At 51.9% G+C, this 15,691-nt stretch carries 16 protein-coding genes and 1 pseudogene; 3 read left to right on the top strand and 14 right to left on the bottom strand.

The window, feature by feature from the left end:
• The first annotated feature begins 228 nt into the window (after positions 1 to 228).
• Positions 229 to 645: an archaellum operon transcriptional activator EarA family protein gene (locus tag MTC_RS04270; RefSeq protein WP_014405446.1), complete on the top strand. Its 417-nt coding sequence runs from the start codon at positions 229 to 231 to the stop codon at positions 643 to 645.
• A gap of 512 nt (positions 646 to 1,157) precedes the next feature.
• Here the strand turns inward: MTC_RS04270 and MTC_RS04265 are convergent.
• The 4 genes from MTC_RS04265 to MTC_RS04250 form a co-directional block, all read right to left on the bottom strand.
• Entirely contained in the window at positions 1,158 to 2,489 is a 1,332-nt protein-coding gene (locus MTC_RS04265; RefSeq protein WP_014405450.1) for an RCC1 domain-containing protein, read from the bottom strand.
• 6 nt (positions 2,490 to 2,495) lie between these two features.
• A complete protein-coding gene (locus tag MTC_RS04260) occupies positions 2,496 to 3,338 on the bottom strand; it encodes an ABC transporter permease (RefSeq protein ID WP_014405449.1) in 843 nt (280 codons plus the stop codon).
• Positions 3,335 to 4,183 carry an ABC transporter permease gene (locus tag MTC_RS04255; RefSeq protein WP_014405448.1) on the bottom strand — a complete coding sequence of 283 codons (849 nt, stop codon included), beginning with the start codon at positions 4,181 to 4,183 and terminating at the stop codon, positions 3,335 to 3,337. Before MTC_RS04255 ends, MTC_RS04260 begins: the two co-directional genes overlap by 4 nt.
• A gap of 109 nt (positions 4,184 to 4,292) precedes the next feature.
• A complete protein-coding gene (locus tag MTC_RS04250; RefSeq protein WP_143767066.1) occupies positions 4,293 to 4,781 on the bottom strand; it encodes a hypothetical protein in 489 nt (162 codons plus the stop codon).
• Between the two features lie 386 nt (positions 4,782 to 5,167).
• Between MTC_RS04250 and MTC_RS04245 the strand changes: the two genes are divergently transcribed.
• Positions 5,168 to 5,584, top strand: a complete 417-nt coding sequence (locus tag MTC_RS04245; RefSeq protein WP_014405446.1) for an archaellum operon transcriptional activator EarA family protein — start codon at positions 5,168 to 5,170, stop codon at positions 5,582 to 5,584.
• A 226-nt stretch (positions 5,585 to 5,810) separates the two neighbouring features.
• Here MTC_RS04245 and MTC_RS04240 read toward each other — a convergent pair whose 3' ends face one another.
• From MTC_RS04240 to MTC_RS04205, 8 genes and pseudogenes are all read right to left on the bottom strand, one after another.
• Positions 5,811 to 7,559, bottom strand: coding sequence for a sensor histidine kinase (locus MTC_RS04240; protein ID WP_014405445.1), 1,749 nt, complete (start codon positions 7,557 to 7,559; stop codon positions 5,811 to 5,813).
• 56 nt (positions 7,560 to 7,615) lie between these two features.
• The gene (locus MTC_RS04235; RefSeq protein WP_014405444.1) at positions 7,616 to 8,218 is read right to left on the bottom strand and encodes an IMP cyclohydrolase; all 603 of its coding nucleotides are present in this window, start codon (positions 8,216 to 8,218) and stop codon (positions 7,616 to 7,618) included.
• Positions 8,219 to 8,232: 14 nt separating this feature from the next.
• A complete protein-coding gene (gene porB / locus MTC_RS04230; RefSeq protein WP_014405443.1) occupies positions 8,233 to 9,156 on the bottom strand; it encodes a pyruvate synthase subunit PorB in 924 nt (307 codons plus the stop codon).
• Entirely contained in the window at positions 9,157 to 10,356 is a 1,200-nt protein-coding gene (locus MTC_RS04225; RefSeq protein ID WP_014405442.1) for a transketolase C-terminal domain-containing protein, read from the bottom strand.
• Complete coding sequence (locus tag MTC_RS04220) at positions 10,356 to 10,640, bottom strand: 4Fe-4S binding protein (RefSeq protein ID WP_014405441.1); 285 nt, start codon at positions 10,638 to 10,640, stop codon at positions 10,356 to 10,358. Before MTC_RS04220 ends, MTC_RS04225 begins: the two co-directional genes overlap by 1 nt.
• 4 nt (positions 10,641 to 10,644) lie before the next feature.
• Positions 10,645 to 11,184: a pyruvate ferredoxin oxidoreductase subunit gamma gene (locus tag MTC_RS04215; protein WP_014405440.1), complete on the bottom strand. Its 540-nt coding sequence runs from the start codon at positions 11,182 to 11,184 to the stop codon at positions 10,645 to 10,647.
• Between the two features lie 430 nt (positions 11,185 to 11,614).
• Positions 11,615 to 11,836, bottom strand: a pseudogene (locus MTC_RS04210) (histone family protein); the annotation flags it as partial.
• Positions 11,837 to 11,886: 50 nt separating this feature from the next.
• Positions 11,887 to 12,444 carry a CBS domain-containing protein gene (locus MTC_RS04205; protein ID WP_048189537.1) on the bottom strand — a complete coding sequence of 186 codons (558 nt, stop codon included), beginning with the start codon at positions 12,442 to 12,444 and terminating at the stop codon, positions 11,887 to 11,889.
• 176 nt (positions 12,445 to 12,620) lie between these two features.
• Between MTC_RS04205 and MTC_RS04200 the strand changes: the two genes are divergently transcribed.
• A complete protein-coding gene (locus tag MTC_RS04200; protein ID WP_014405437.1) occupies positions 12,621 to 14,126 on the top strand; it encodes a hypothetical protein in 1,506 nt (501 codons plus the stop codon).
• Here MTC_RS04200 and MTC_RS04195 read toward each other — a convergent pair.
• Together MTC_RS04195 and MTC_RS04190 are read right to left on the bottom strand one after the other, a co-directional pair.
• Positions 14,049 to 14,762 carry an ArsR/SmtB family transcription factor gene (locus MTC_RS04195; protein WP_014405436.1) on the bottom strand — a complete coding sequence of 238 codons (714 nt, stop codon included), beginning with the start codon at positions 14,760 to 14,762 and terminating at the stop codon, positions 14,049 to 14,051. The genes MTC_RS04200 and MTC_RS04195 overlap by 78 nt on opposite strands.
• A 113-nt stretch (positions 14,763 to 14,875) precedes the next feature.
• Complete coding sequence (locus tag MTC_RS04190; protein ID WP_237705967.1) at positions 14,876 to 15,673, bottom strand: PGF-CTERM sorting domain-containing protein; 798 nt, start codon at positions 15,671 to 15,673, stop codon at positions 14,876 to 14,878.
• Positions 15,674 to 15,691: the final 18 nt, after the last annotated feature.

The raw sequence follows: 15,691 nt of genomic DNA, 5'->3' as shown, positions 1-15,691 counted from the left end.
ATTTAATTGAGCCAATGATGAGCCAAGGATGAGCCAAGGATTGTATGATCAGGCTAATGCCGGACGGCATCTACTAACTTTCTTACAGGCAAAAACACGGACTCTTAATAATAAAAAAGTAATATAAAATATAGTTAGAGGATGTTACGATAAAGGATATATATTAAAACGATTAACCAACGATAATAAGGGGCGATAGTATATGCGACTTTCAACACGGGTGTAAGAATGAACGAAATTAACGAGTACGCGGATGAAATGATAAGGACATACGGGGTTAACGTGTACAAGGCAGTACACGAAAGCAAGTTACGGGGAGACGTCCTCATATTTTTCATGAAAAACCCCTTTCACATGACCATAAGCCAAGTATCCAGAAGTATGCGCGTAGACTACTCGAACATCAAGCGCGTAATCAAGGGTGGCGGCGGCCATTATGCTAAAGATAGAGCGCTGATTTTTTTGGGGCTGTTAAACTATGAAGAATCGAATGGGGAAGAAACGTATAGCATCAACTTCCAGGGGTTTAACGCGGCAGTAATACTCGAGAAAGAGCGCGAATCGAAATCATCCGACCAATCCGACCAGCCTGTCAAGAATACAGCATTTAAGGAACGAAATGCTGGCAGTAATAGAAACAAGTAATTCGGCCGAGAAATAGGCCAAAAGATAGCAGTTAATAGTTTACCTGAGAACTGGCGAATGCTAAGTCCCCGGCCTCTTCAGTATGAACGACGCAGGGAATATGACCACAATTAAAATTCGCCAACGTGGCCGGCGTCACCGAGGTGACCATAAGGAACAGGTACAAGGAGCTCGCCGAAGAGCTCGACATCGAGATAATACTATAAACAGGACGGCGTTAGCCGCCCCATGATTTTTTTTATATTTATATTATCGTCGTGTTCCACAAATTAGGTTCTAATATTTTTTTCGTTTACCGCTTATCGCTACGACATCTTTAATGGGTAGCTCTACGAGTACCGCTTCGACATCGTATATTCTACTATTCCAAACACTTCATTCCCGTCAAATCCTCGCGCCCACACTGTCCCGCCATTTTTTAAGTCCACCGACCAGGCCCCAGCCAGCCAGTAGAGTTTTAACGTCGACAAGGCCCTTACTGGAGCATCGTAGTCCAGTGTGGTCGTTACCCGTTATTTTTTCCGTAATAAAAATGCGTACACGAAGCCTCCTGCTAGTATGAACAGGATTACTACTCCAATGCTGAACGTGTTGAGATCATTGCTTTGTCCATTAGTTATACGTGGCGCGGTCGCTGTGACTGACACAACTGCGCCCGAGGCTGTTTGAGAGTCTATCATTACCTGGACGGGAGTTAACGATCCTGTTCCTGCTCTCCCGTTTCCTAATTCGTTATATTTGTTGCTTCCCCACGCCCACACTGTTCCGTCGCTCTTTAACGCCAGGATATGAGCGTATCCGCCAGCTAATTGAGTTACGTCGTTAATCCCTGAGACCATTGCCGGCGTATTAGTCGTTACTCCGCCGCTTCCAGCAACTCCCAGGTATCCTCCCCCCGCCATGCTCTGGCCCCACGCCCATACTGTGCCGTCGCTTTTCAAAGCGACCGAATAAGTTGTCTGTGCAATGACGGACGTAACGTCAGTTAATCCTTTTACCTTGACCGGCTGGCCGGCACTGATTGTATTGCCTGTTCCGAGCTGGCCGTACGTGTTATCGCCCCACGCCCACAGCGAGCCGTTAATTATTACAAGCGTATTCTCACCATTCGAGGAGATAGCAGTAACACCAGAAAGGGGGATTTGTATCGGTTTGGCCGCGACCGCCCGCGTATTGTTACTAATGTCAGTCCATACGGTTATCCCGCTATCGCTCACGTCCACTCCAAGGCTTCCCTCGTCATCGCTCCCCCATCCCCATAATGTGCCATCGCTCTTCAAAGCAAAAAAGTTGCCATCGCCCGCAGTAATAGAAGTAACATCAGAAATGGGGACCTGCACCGGGTAAAAGGAGTAACTGCCGCCGCTTAGAAGACCGGGAGTGCCGCCAGTTCCAAGCTCGCCGTAATTATTGCTCCCCCACGCCCACACCGTGCCATCACCCTTCAAGGCCATGCCAGTACTGCCTGACGCGGCGATCATTTTAACATCCGATAAGTCACCCACACGGACAGCGTGATCATAACTACTCGTATTGCCGCCATCGCCGAGTTCGCCGCACCGATTATCGCCGCACGCCCACACCGTGCCATCGTTCTTCAAGAACAAGATGAAATTCATTCCCGGCGCCACAGCAGTAACATTAGAAACATCCAGCATTACGGGGACCGAAGAGCCCATCGGGCTGTCGCCCCACGTCCACACAGAGCCATTATCCATTAACGCAACCGAGAGCGTATTATACGCGCCGATCTGAACGACCCTGGATGAATAAGCGCTAAACGGCATAACGCCGATAAACAACAACAAAAAAACCAGCACTAAAGCATACCTGACACGGACCATATCTGTTCATTCCTCCCTCGTAAAAATCATACAATTCACAGCCGTCAAAACAAACGGCTCTAAAATCATGACAATGATAAACGGCAACACGCAACCAAGCCATAACGAATACGAATTCGAACTTTCCGTCAAACGCACAACCTCAGAAGAACCCACGTGGGAGTAGCCCAACATGATCATCATGAACAATAGCTCCGGGCTTATGAGCACTGCCAGGTTACCCAGGACGGATTCTAGATAGTTGCCTGCATACCATATGACGAAAAACCAGGTAACGACCAACGATACGACTGCAAGCAGGTTTTTAAGCACCAGGCCGGCTAGCATGGTTATACAAATGGTGATCGAGCATTCAAGCGTTAACAAAACAATAATAGTGACAAGCCTCAAAACACAATCACCGATCGGGACAGGGCCGCTATTAAACATCATCAAGACCGCAAGGTCCATGATGGAGACGAAAGCGGCTAAAAGAAACATGAACGCGGAAAGGCCGAAAAACTTCCCCAGGATAATATCCCGCCTATAAACAGGCTTAGTAAGAAGAACACTAATACTACTTCTAGCACGATCCTCCATAATGGATAATACGCCAATAGACAATGCTACAATCGATAAAAACATCGCATTAAAATATACCGTATTGCCCAAACCTCTCAATGCATAGTCGTAATAACTAATACTATGATTCGCCATGCTCACCTGATAAGACCAATAATATCCGCTGAGAACCGCCATAACAAACAATATCCCCAGTACCGTGTAAACCAGCGGAGCTTTCATCACTCTGGTAAACTCGTGGTTAGCTATACAGTATGTCGGCCGTAACGTTCTTAATAAAGCGTTCAACTAACATCCCTCCTCAAAAACACGATGTAGCTGAACAAAACCGGTATAACCGCATACAAGACCATCCAGAGAATATCGAACTTAGCAACCGATAAAGCACTAAAAAAATCATACGAAGGATTAAAAAGCCCAGCATTATAAATATGGTCTCTAATAACGTGGGGGGATAAACCCGCAACCAACTTGGTGGCAAGCGAACTATTAAAAAATACGCCAAAAGGCGCCGCAACATCTACAGCGTTTGCACTATTGATAATAACGACTAACAAGAGGATTGATATGAGCGCCAGAGACTGTTCCGGTATCACCAGGGACAATAACATGGATAATGCCATGTATATCATCATAAAAGCCAGAACCACCAGGAACACGAGAGGCAGCCTGGATAAAAATTCCAGTAGATACGGGGCGGCATAGTTACCCGCAAAAATGAGCATACAGGCCACGGAGAGCATAATTGTAAAGCCGCAAATACAGGCTAAAAACCCTAAAGCCCCCAACAGTTTGCCATTAATTATCGAATCACGATACAACGGCTTAACGAGAAGCGTGTTCAAAGAATAACTGTACCTATCGCCCGCAAAAATCGAGAAACCAACAATTACGCCGACAAACTCTCCAAAAAAGGTTAAACAAGTCAAAATACTGCCAAGCAGAAGATTAGAAACACTATTACCATACATATCCCACATCACAAGGCCACTGGACATGTAATCCATGTAATCATCGATCCCCTGCGCATTAAGTATAATAATAACGGCAAAAATGGCGAGTAAAAGAAAAACTATCCTATTACCAAGCAAATCAGCGAACTCCTTTTTAGCAATCCTGATCACGTTGCCCATGCTTACACCTTTCCTCTACATAAAATAAAAATTTAAGTTTTTAAATACATTTTATATGTTCTGAAACTTTTCATCTTGACGTGTATCCGTGTTTCTGGATATGCCAGAATTACAGGTGAAGATATTCGTATTTCTGGGTCTGCCAGAAGTCAGTACCATACCAGTATGGCGAGGAAGCAGCCCTATACTTGTGGTTAATATTTAGAGTGTCAGTCGTCGGAAGCGGCGGCATGTAAGTTGTATCTACCGTTGGCGTAGTTACGGTGACTTCAACATGATAACCGTTGGGTGGAAGATAAAGATCGCCGCTGCTCTCCCAATTCAAGCCTCCTGCATATCCAGAACTATACTGGATTCCAAAATACGCATTCCCTGAACTCATATCGTTTTTCAAGTCATTCTTCCATCTCAATTGTACTGACCCGGCTACCGGGATTTGTTCCGTTATCGTGCCTGTATTCGCTACAGATGAAGGCCCTGTTATATGCGAGTAATCTGTGCCTGAATACTCAGCTATGTATGCGAATGCTGTACTACTTGTGGTTACCGCAAGCATTAAGCCTGCGAGTGCCAATACTAGTATTTTGTTCGGTTTCATTGTATCACTCTCCATAGTGTGCATATGAAATCGCCGCCTTCGGGGACCCGGCACGGAAACAAAGGTTTAGATGACCGTTCACCATGCACGAGTCCCTGAAGGCATTAACTCTCATACGCCCGTTTTTCAAATGATTAAAAAGCAATCAAATTATTTATATTTAATTGAGCCAATGATGAGCCAAGGATGAGCCAAGGATTGTATGATCAGGCTAATGCCGGACGGCATCTACTAACTTTCTTACAGGCAAAAACACGGACTCTTAATAATAAAAAAGTAATATAAAATATAGTTAGAGGATGTTACGATAAAGGATATATATTAAAACGATTAACCAACGATAATAAGGGGCGATAGTATATGCGACTTTCAACACGGGTGTAAGAATGAACGAAATTAACGAGTACGCGGATGAAATGATAAGGACATACGGGGTTAACGTGTACAAGGCAGTACACGAAAGCAAGTTACGGGGAGACGTCCTCATATTTTTCATGAAAAACCCCTTTCACATGACCATAAGCCAAGTATCCAGAAGTATGCGCGTAGACTACTCGAACATCAAGCGCGTAATCAAGGGTGGCGGCGGCCATTATGCTAAAGATAGAGCGCTGATTTTTTTGGGGCTGTTAAACTATGAAGAATCGAATGGGGAAGAAACGTATAGCATCAACTTCCAGGGGTTTAACGCGGCAGTAATACTCGAGAAAGAGCGCGAATCGAAATCATCCGACCAATCCGACCAGCCTGTCAAGAATACAGCATTTAAGGAACGAAATGCTGGCAGTAATAGAAACAAGTAATTCGGCCGAGAAATAGGCCAAAAGATAGCAGTTAATAGTTTACCTGAGAACTGGCGAATGCTAAGTCCCCGGCCTCTTCAGTATGAACGACGCAGGGAATATGACCACAATTAAAATTCGCCAACGTGGCCGGCGTCACCGAGGTGACCATAAGGAACAGGTACAAGGAGCTCGCCGAAGAGCTCGACATCGAGATAATACTATAAAGTGGCAGCCTATACCTGCCCTATCTTTTTATTATCAGCGACTTTGGTATCGTGAAGTAGAAGGTGCTGCCCTTTCCCTCCTCGCTCTCCGCCCATATGCGGCCGCCATGGCTCTCCACTATCCTCCTGGAGACGGCCAGTCCAAGGCCCGGGCCCTTATATTCATATGAAAGCTTATAGCCCGCATGGTAAAACCCGGAAAAAATCTTGTCCAGGTCTTTCCTCGGTATGCCTATCCCGGTGTCGTGGACGGAAACGAGTATTTCGCTCACCTGGTCTCTCGCCGAGACGCTGACCTCCCCGCCTTCTGGCGTATACTTCATTGCGTTATTTAAAAGGTTGAGGAGGACCTGCTCTATCTTTTCGCGGTCCACCTCCACCAGGGGAAGGCTCTGGGGCACGTCAACCTTAAGCGTTATATGCTTATTCTTAAAGAGGAAGCCCATCTCGCTAACCAGCCCGGCGACCATGTCGCTTAAGGATACGGGCATCCTCTCGAGAGGGTAACGCTTAGTCTCCACGATGGAAACCTCAGACATCTTGCCGACCATGTCGGCCATCTTGTCCACGTTTTCCATTATTCTCTGGAGCTTTTCCTTCTGCCTGTCGTTCAGCGGCCCCAGCGTGCCCTCATATAGAAGCTCCGTGAAGCCCCTTATTACCGCAAGGGGGTTCCTCAGCTCATGCGAGATAAGGGTAAAAAAGTCCATCTTCATCTTATCCAGGTCTTTCAGCTTTTCGTACGACTCCTCAAGCTCCTTGAATATGCGGGCGTTATCGATGACTATGGCCGCCTGGTCAGACAGGGCCATAGCGCTCCTCTTGTCATCCTCGTCGAACTTCACCTTCTTATCGGTGCTGTATAGCCACATTACGCCCAGCACCCTTTCCCTCGCTATCAGGGGCAGCACGATGGCCGACTTGAAGCCGAGCATCCTCACTATGCGCTGCGATATATTCGGGTAGGTGAGGGCATCCTCGATGAACAGCGGCCTCCGCTCATCCATGGCTATCCTGGAGGCCACGAGCTCGTCGAGCCTGAAGGTCAGCTTACCGAACTTTTTCTCCACTTCATGCGGTGCCTTTACCGATACGATGTTACGCTGGGCCGGGTCTAGCAGGTAGATCAAGCAATACTTAAGCTTCGTGATGTACGGAGCATTCTCCACGATGCTTTCCGTTGCCTTTTCAAAGTCTATGCTCTGGGTGATCCTGCGCTGGATCTCGTATAGCCTGCGGAGCTCATCGCTGCGCTTCTTCATCTCCTCTTTATAGTAAAGCTCGTCGATGGCGTGCGCTCCCTGCATCGCAGTAATCGCGAGAATCTCTAGTGTGTCAGCCGTGAATTCAGGCCTTTTTCCAGCGGAAAAGAGCACTGCCAGGCTGATGGGTTTCCTATGAAAAAGGAGTGGCATGCAGAGGAAGCGAGTATGCCGGTTAGCCTCGGTGTCGGGAAGCCCCAGGTCCCTGGCTTCGGCCAGCGTTGGCATTTTCTTTTTGAAGGCCTCCGCCGCATCGCCTCCGAGGACGACCCTGTCGAAGCCATTGGCCACCGCATGCTTTGCCACGGCCTTAAACCTATTGTCTATCTCCTGTTGTAGTATCACACAGGAGTCCACGCCGGCCAGTGCTGCCATCTTAAAGGCTAGCCCCTTCAGGGCATCCTCCATGCTCGCCGCCCTGTCCATCATGGCGGCATTCTCCATGAGAAGGGCGCACAATCTCTTCAAGTTAAACTTCTTGTAGCGCCCGCGATAGCTTTCTTGCATGCGTTAATAGATATTATACTATAAATATAAAAAAAGAGTGGCCTCGTAAATTATATTCACGGCCCGTTGTATAAGCCAATTTCGAAGCCGTCGCCCGCCTCGTACACGCCCGCAGCGCACACGGGCTTCTCGAAGGTCAGGTCGTACATCTTTCTGGCGACGTCCTGCGCGGAAGTTGCCTCGACTGCCAGCTTCGAGAAAGAGGTCTTCTCATAAGTGGCCACCATGAAGCATTCGCTATCATTGAGCGGGAGCTCGCTCACGTTTACCCCGCCCCTGGTCACGATACCCAGGTATGCCCTGCCCTTGGATATTGCAGCAGCTATCCTCGGGGTGTCAAGCGTGTCCTTCTCGTAGTCCATCGCCAGGAGGCTTAGCGCCATGGCATCCCTCGCCGGGTATCCCATGGCAATCTTCTCAATGATGGTATCTGTATGTGAGCCATTTGTGACCACCGCCGTCCCGTGCGCCAGCTTAACGCAGTTATACGATATGTAGGGGCTCTTCTCCAGGTCCTTTACGTCTTTCGGCATGATGGCCACGGTGCTATCGTTCAGCTTAACCGCATACCTGTTAGGGAAAGAGCGGGAGGATACCCTGTATCCCGCCCACAGCCTTCCATTCGTTTTTCCCACGCAAACAAACCTTCCAACGTACATGTAAAGCTCCTGCCTCACTGTTTTCCGGCGGCAGCCTCCTTGCCCTTAGGCTTCACGTCAAGGCCGAAGTGCTCGGCGTTAAGGTCCGCTATCCGCTGTATCTTCTCTATCTCCTTATCGCCGCCCGGCATCTTGAAGAGGTGGGCGAACCGCTTCTGCTTCTCCAGGTACTCCCTGACCGGCTTTCTATCCTTGATCTTATGGACGCTCGTAATCTGGCCGTTCTCGTACTCGAAGAGGGGGTACATGGCCGTCTCGACGGCGAGCCTCAGGACCTCCAGGGACATGGCGCTGTCAATGCCCCACCCAGGCGTGCACGTCGCGTGCACCTGAATATACTTAGGCCCTTCTATGGATAACGCTTTCCTCACCTTCTTGGTGAAGTCCGCAGGGTAAGCTATCGAGGTGACGGCAACGTATGGCACCCCGTGCGCCGCCATTATCGCCGGCAGGTTTTTCTTGGGCCTCTGGTTGCCGAAGGATAGCTTGCCAGCCGGCGTGGTCGTCGTGGAGGCGTCATACGGGGTGGAGCCGCTTCGCTGTATGCCGGTGTTCATGTACGCCTCGTTGTCATAGCACAGGTATAGGATGTCGTGGCCCCTCTCCATGACCCCGGAGAGGTGTCCGAAGCCGATATCGAAAGTGGCGCCATCGCCTCCTATGGCTATCACCTTGGTGTCGTTCTTACGGCCCGTCGCCCTCAGCCCGGCCTCGATGCCCGCCGCCACCGGCGCGGCGTTCTCGAACAGCGAGTGTATCCATGGCACTTTCCAGGCGCTCTCGGGATAGGGAGTCGAGATGACCTCCATGCAACCCGTGGCCTGTGCTATTATGACGTTCGGGCCTGTGACGCGCAAGAGCGTTTTCAGCGTCAGGGCGCATCCACAGCCAGCGCAGGCCCTGTGGCCCGACGCGAACAGGTCTTCTAGCGCGGCCATTTAGCTCCCCTCCGGCAGTATATCAGTATCCAGCTTACACCATTCCATGTCAGTCACCTTCTCGCCCCTGATCCTCGCGAAGCCCTTCCTTGCCATACCCTTGAAATCGTCTATAGTGATATCACGGCCGCCCATCCCGGCTATGAAGCCTAAGATGTCAGCCTTCGACTTGCCGTAAAGCGCTGCCTTGAGGTCGGTGAATAATGCGCCCTCCATGCCCATCGATATGTCCCTGTCTATGACGCATGCGCACTTAACGTCCTTTAAGGCGGCCCGCAGCGCCTCAGCGGGGAATGGCCGGTAAGAGCGGACCTTCACCACGCCGACCGGCATGCCCTCGGCGCGCATCTCATCAACTGCGTCCTTCATCGTGCCAATGATGGACCCCATGGCAATGAGGGCCACCTCGGCGTCCTCCATCCTGTAGGCGTCTATCAACCCTCCCCCATACCTGCCGAACTTCTTTTTGAATTCCAGGGCGACCTCCTCTATTACTTCCTTAGCCTTCAACTGCGCCTGGTGGATCATGTAGCGCGCCTCGGTGTAGACCTCCGGCTGCGCCAGCGAGCCCATAGTAACTGGATTCTTTGGGTCAAGGGCATAAACCGGGCTGTATGGGGGCAGGAACTCGTCGACCATCTTCTGGTCGTATAGCTCCACTGGCTCGTAGGTGTGCGTGATTATGAACCCGTCAAGGTTGACCATCACGGGCAGCAGCACACGGTGGTCCTCGCCTATCCTGTAGGCCTGGATTATCATGTCCGCGGCCTCCTGGCTGTCCTCCGCCCATAGCTGTATCCACCCATTATCCCTCGCAGATATGGCATCCTGGTGGTCGTTCCATATCGAGAGCGGGGATGAGACGGAGCGGTTCGCCATCGCAATGACGCACGGGAGGCGCATGCCCGCTATGCTGAACAGCACCTCGTACATCAAGACCGCCCCCTGGCTCGAGGTGGCGCTGAACGACCTCGCCCCCGCCGCCTCGGCGCCCTGTATCATGGAAGCGGCACCGAACTCGCTCTCGGTCCTCACGTACTCACAATTCTGCATCTCCCCATCCGCTATCATCTGCGATATGTCCTCGACGATGTGAGTCTGGGGGGTGATGGGGTATGCCGACACCACGGCAGGCCTGCAGGCCTTCACCGCCTCGGCCACCGCCATGGAGCCCTCGATTACCTTCATCTTTGCGGCCATTACTTTTCCTCCTTCATCATTTCGATAGCGTCAACGGGGCACTCGAACGCACAAATTCCACATCCCTTGCAATAATCATAATCGACGCAAAACTTCTTTTTCTTCCCGTCGTGGGCGCACTCGTATGGCGCCCCATCGGGGCAGGAATCGGCGCACCTCTTACAGCCTATGCACTTCTCGTGGTCGATGACCGCCCTGAACGTCCTCCATCCGCCAGTCTTATAGCCCAGCGTGCCGCCGGGCTTCGCCACCAGGCCTATTGTCAACTTCTCCTTAGCAGCCATGGCTTCACCCCCTCATCATCTCGTAGGCCTGCCTGACCGCCTCTACGTTCTTCTCGCCTACCTTGCCAGGGAATCTTTCCTTTATTGCCTTGCTCACCGATTCCAGGCGTATCTGTCCCGAAGCCCCTGCGAAAGCGCCCAGCAGGGCCGTATTCACGATTGGCACGCCTAAAATTTTTATGGCGAGCGTCGTTGCATCGATGGTCTTGACCGTCGCATTGGTGTCCATCTTCAGCTCCGATGGGTCCTTCTCCGTATTGACTATAATGAGGCCATCCTTCTTGATGCCGCTCGCAACGTCTACCACTGAGAGCAGTGATGGGTCCTGCACGATGACGTAGTCTGGCTCGTATATCTGGCTTCTGACCCGTATCTTTTTGTCTGATATCCTTGCGAACGCCGTCACGGGTGCGCCTCGCCTTTCCGTCCCGAAGTATGGGAAGGCCTGGCTCCATTTGCCGTCCTCGAATGCGGCGACCGCGATGAGCTCTGCCGCTGTGACGGAGCCCTGGCCGCCCCGCCCGTGTATTCGTATCTCCTTCAACTTCTGTCCTCCATACGCGTGAAAGTCCATAATGATTTTACATGTAGAATGTCCTTGCGTCTAAATAAGTCTTGTGAAAGAATCGACAGTTGTTTAGCCATTTATTTGATGTTTTTTATTGTATAAAAATTTATTAATCGATGGTAGCACTTGTTTTGTGCCTCTTTTCCTTTTATGAGCGGGAACTCGGTACCTTATTTTGGCGGAGTGATGTTTTCGTCAAATAACGAAAAACCTTCTTTAGACTGAAGAGGAGGCTCTATTTGATAACGGATGGTTTGACATCGCATCTTCTTTTATTCGCCAACCATCTACCCGACCATCGTTTTAGTAATTCAACGTGACGCGTTCGGGTCCCGGGCCAAATAATAAAAGAGGATGAGCGTTCTCATTTAAAAGAGGACAATAATTATTATAAGTATGATTGTTGTTATAATTTTATCCGCTCAACGGCCAGCTTAATGTCGTCCGCCTTTATGGTCTTGCGGCCCGCGTGGGCGCAGAGCTTGCTGGCCTCGGCGCCGACCTTCAACACGTAATCTTCAGTGTACTTCACCATCTCATCGACCGCCTCGGCGGAGACCCTTTCCCCGCCCGCCTGGCTTAACAGCCGGGCGATTGGTGCCTTAGATATCTCTGACATAATGGTATCCTCTCGTCGTCTAACTTAATTTGCCCTATACCTAATAAAAGTTTGTGAGCTCACTTCTTAATGAGCCGCATTAAGTTATACTTGGTGATGACGCCCACCACCCTGCCCATCTCCATGACGAGGACGGCATGATTGGTCTCGAGGAGGGCGGATATGGTCCCCATGTCTGTAGCCGGGGCCACCGCTGGGAAAGACCCCTCCATTAGCTCGCGCACCCTGGCGTTACTTATCCGATCTATGTCACGACTGCCCATCGCCTGCACGAGCACGTTCTCCGAAATGCTGCCGATGGGCACGCCGTTCTCGAGCACTGGCAGCTGAGAGAAGCCGTACTTCTCCATGAGCTTGACCGCCTCCTCCACGGTGTCGTCAGGCGATAGCGAGACGACAGGGGACGTCATCAGGTCACGGGCCGTTATCCTCGACCTTTCCATCTCCTCCAGCGCCGTCATTATGCTCCTTATCGTGGATAGCCGGGGGTCCACGTCCCCGGACTCGATGCGCGCTATCAGCGGCTGGCTCACCTTCGCCCGCTCGGCCAGCTCGCTCTGCGTGAGGCCTAGCCTTATGCGCTTCTTTTTTATGCTTTCTGGGGTGGGTAGTTCCATCATTATGTATGGTGAAGCATTTATTATATATATTTAATGCGTGCGATGCATAACGCTGGAATATAAGCCTTTACGGGGCGGCTTCTTTTTAATTAAATAGAAATATATTTATAATTTATCCCCCAGATTATATATTTGGCATCGGTCGCGGCACTTGCCATTAGCGTGGCGGGCTTATGAAGGCGCATAAAAAGAACTACGTGGGCGGAGCATTCCGTGGGGCGATAGCCCTCACAATTCTCATATTGTATTCTATGATGCCGTATTCATTCGGCCAGTCGACAACGATAGACTCCGGCAGCGATGGCGACCGGCCAATATACGTTGAAGGCTACATAACCGGCACGGATGCCGCCCGCTCCGACACGTCTTACCCCGTCCCTGGAGCGGTCATATACTTCATACGGAGCCAGCAGATAGTGAACCAGAGCAGGTCGAACGCCATAGGCTACTACAGCGTGGTGATAACCCCTGGCACCTATTCGGTCGTGACGGCCGCGACGGGGTTCCAGACCCTCATGACAGAGGAGGAGTTCAGGGGGACCAGGACGCTGAACCGCCTCCTGACGAAGGTGCCATATAACGGGCTGGTGCCCTACGTGGTCAACCCCGTCGTGGAGACGAGCCCGGGCAGGCCTGTGGCGGTCACAGTCTGCGTAGAAAACAGCCAGCTTACCGACCAATACGTCGCGTTCACGCTTCAATCCCCCGAAGCGGACTATAAGAACTGGTACGGATGGTGCCCCGATGGGGAGATGATAGGCATACGGTCCGGCGATAAGAAAGAGGCGACCTTCATGTTCCAGTATAATGGGGATAGGCGCGGGGCATACGTTTGCTATGTGCTGGTCACCGGCGGGCCGTTCTACGCCAGGATTCCAGTGGTGGTCATCGTGAAGGACCTGCCCTACGAGACGCTCGACCTTTACACGAACTATCCGGAGAGGACGGTGAAGGCGGGCGACACCGCCCATTTCGTCTTCAGCGTGAATAACCGGTATAAAAGGGATAAGCCGCTGCAGCTTGACATAGAAAAGCCCGCAGGATGGGGCGCGACCACCGGAAACGGCACGGCGTTCTACGCCGCCGAAAGCCAGATCGCATCTTCGGACTTCTGGGTGTACGTCCCAGGGGGCACCGCGCCGGGCCACTATACGGTGAACCTCACGCTGAAAGGCCAGGACACCACCTCAAATAAGCTAACGCTGCGCATAAACGTCGAAGGGTCGCCGCTATATGAGGCGATAATAAAAGGGTATAAATCAGTCGATGGCTGCCCGTCGATAAACCTGTCCGAGGGCGACGCCTTCGACCTTCCCGTCCGCGTGTACAACGACGGCGACTTCCCCCTGGAGCTGATGGCCACCGCAGAGGTGGGCGATAACTGGGCATACTATATGAGCGGGGCGCCGTGGGGCAAGATAAAGGTCGAGCCAGGCTCCGCCTCAGAGTTCGTCGTGAGGGCGAGGGTGCCCAACGGCACGACGGGTAACTATACGGCTAAAATATATTTAGAATGCGAAAGCCAGGACACCACCCTAATAGCGCAGCTCAGGGTGCTGCCCAGAAGCGAGCCCCCGCTAAAGGCCGGCTCCATTGAGGGCCTATTGCTGGCCGCCGGAACCGCCGGAGTCATCATCACGGCCCTCGTCGCCACGGCCCGCAAGCGCCGTGGGCGTTGATCGCTTCCACGGGCCCGGCATCTTCTTGTAGCGGAAGTACTCCATCACCATTATCAAGAAGATGGCGAGCAGGCAGCCCGCAAAGAAGATGACGCCGGGATGCTGCAATAATGCGGGGGCGCCCTGGGCTGCTTGATCGAGCGATGGCGCGGCCTTGGGCGCGTATGCCGGCACCGGCGAGGATGCGACCCGAAGCATGGGCTCGCCTGCGGCGCCCATCTCATAGGGCACGGCGCCAAAATAAGATGACATTAGGTACTCCACCGCAGCGGAAATTACCGCTATTATGGGCAATAAAACCAGGCACCTCTTGAGGGCGTCCAGCGCCGCCCCCGCCCCCGACTTCCCGGGCAGGATGATTATAGCCCTATTATAGGCCTCGTAGAGCTTGACCTCCCGCCCCTTCTCGCTGTACTTCGTCCTGGCGACCTTCACCAGCCCGGCCTCCATGAGCTTCTCTATGTTATACTGGGCGGTGGTGAGCGGGATGCCGAGCCTTTCGGCGACCTTAGATGTGGACAGCGGGCCGTCGGCCAGCAGCTCCATTATCTCCATGGCCGTATCGTTAGACACGGTCTGAGTTATGGCCTTGGACTTCTTGCCTAAAGGGACCACCAAAAACTTTTCATCATCCATATGTAAGCCATTAAAGCGGCATCCTTCATCTCTTTTTCGATGACTACGAATTTATTCGCAGTTAAAAAAGTAAAAGGGGGAACCTGCTGGCCCCGCCCTTCTATTTGGCACCACTATCGTCTTCGGAGGAATAGCGACGTGCCTGATAGAGCCGCAAGCGCCAGCACGGCCTCAAACCCGGGCAATCCGAAGAATCCGCCACTGGTGCTTCCGCCAGGCTTAGCGGTAGGCGTCGGGGTGGCCAGGATGATATCGGTCATGACTAAATTGACGTGGGTCTCCTGCTGGTATGCCGTGAAGTTTGTCCTGGCGACGTGGTTATCCTTTGTAATTGCCACTGCCTGGTATTGCCCGTAGCCCAGGACGTTGGGGATGTCGAACTGGCCACTTGCATCAGTTATCGCCGTCGCCACAGGGGTCGTGCCAACAGTCCCGTTGGCATCGCGAGCGTAAATCTTCACGGTGGCGTCGCTTATCGGCAGCGCGTTCGTCGCCAGGTTGCCGCTCTGCACCATGCCCCTCAGGTCGGTCTTCCAGTCCCACATGCCCAGGTCGAGCACGATGGGCTCAGCCTTGGGAGCCTCTCCAGCCTGCTGCGGGGGCACGATGTACACCATGGCGTGCGCCTGTGCGCCATCCTTCTCTGCCTGCACTACCCAGTTGAACGTTTTCGATGGGTCATATGGCACGTTCTTGAACTCAAATGCGCCGGATAAGCCGTCTATCGTCGCGCTGACCGTGGTGCTCATTGGCGATGTGCCCATTTTCTCTCCATCCCATGAGTATATTTGTACCTTGGCTCCGTCTACGGGCAGGGCCCCTTTGTAGACGTATCCCTTCACGTTCACGACGGTCTGAGCGCTCTGCGCCATGCATGCTGGCGCCATTAAAGCTATCAGCATAATAGCCATTAGGATAAATCCGATCCT

It is taken from the genome of Methanocella conradii HZ254, from assembly GCF_000251105.1.
In the GTDB taxonomy this organism is placed as follows: domain Archaea; phylum Halobacteriota; class Methanocellia; order Methanocellales; family Methanocellaceae; genus Methanocella; species Methanocella conradii.
Note: the sequence above shows the minus strand (reverse complement) of the source record. Positions and strands in the feature narration are given on the sequence as shown.

Excerpts from the sequence above, each read along its gene's own strand:
- MTC_RS04270 (WP_014405446.1), top strand. The coding sequence starts at position 229 with ATGAACGAAATTAACGAGTACGCGGATGAAATGATAAGGACATACGGG.
- MTC_RS04265 (WP_014405450.1), bottom strand. The coding sequence starts at position 2,489 with ATGGTCCGTGTCAGGTATGCTTTAGTGCTGGTTTTTTTGTTGTTGTTT.
- MTC_RS04255 (WP_014405448.1), bottom strand. The coding sequence starts at position 4,183 with ATGGGCAACGTGATCAGGATTGCTAAAAAGGAGTTCGCTGATTTGCTT.
- MTC_RS04250 (WP_143767066.1), bottom strand. The coding sequence starts at position 4,781 with ATGAAACCGAACAAAATACTAGTATTGGCACTCGCAGGCTTAATGCTT.
- MTC_RS04245 (WP_014405446.1), top strand. The coding sequence starts at position 5,168 with ATGAACGAAATTAACGAGTACGCGGATGAAATGATAAGGACATACGGG.
- MTC_RS04240 (WP_014405445.1), bottom strand. The coding sequence starts at position 7,559 with ATGCAAGAAAGCTATCGCGGGCGCTACAAGAAGTTTAACTTGAAGAGA.
- MTC_RS04235 (WP_014405444.1), bottom strand. The coding sequence starts at position 8,218 with ATGTACGTTGGAAGGTTTGTTTGCGTGGGAAAAACGAATGGAAGGCTG.
- porB (WP_014405443.1), bottom strand. The coding sequence starts at position 9,156 with ATGGCCGCGCTAGAAGACCTGTTCGCGTCGGGCCACAGGGCCTGCGCT.
- MTC_RS04225 (WP_014405442.1), bottom strand. The coding sequence starts at position 10,356 with ATGGCCGCAAAGATGAAGGTAATCGAGGGCTCCATGGCGGTGGCCGAG.
- MTC_RS04220 (WP_014405441.1), bottom strand. The coding sequence starts at position 10,640 with ATGGCTGCTAAGGAGAAGTTGACAATAGGCCTGGTGGCGAAGCCCGGC.
- MTC_RS04205 (WP_048189537.1), bottom strand. The coding sequence starts at position 12,444 with ATGGAACTACCCACCCCAGAAAGCATAAAAAAGAAGCGCATAAGGCTA.
- MTC_RS04200 (WP_014405437.1), top strand. The coding sequence starts at position 12,621 with ATGAAGGCGCATAAAAAGAACTACGTGGGCGGAGCATTCCGTGGGGCG.
- MTC_RS04195 (WP_014405436.1), bottom strand. The coding sequence starts at position 14,762 with ATGGATGATGAAAAGTTTTTGGTGGTCCCTTTAGGCAAGAAGTCCAAG.
- MTC_RS04190 (WP_237705967.1), bottom strand. The coding sequence starts at position 15,673 with ATGGCTATTATGCTGATAGCTTTAATGGCGCCAGCATGCATGGCGCAG.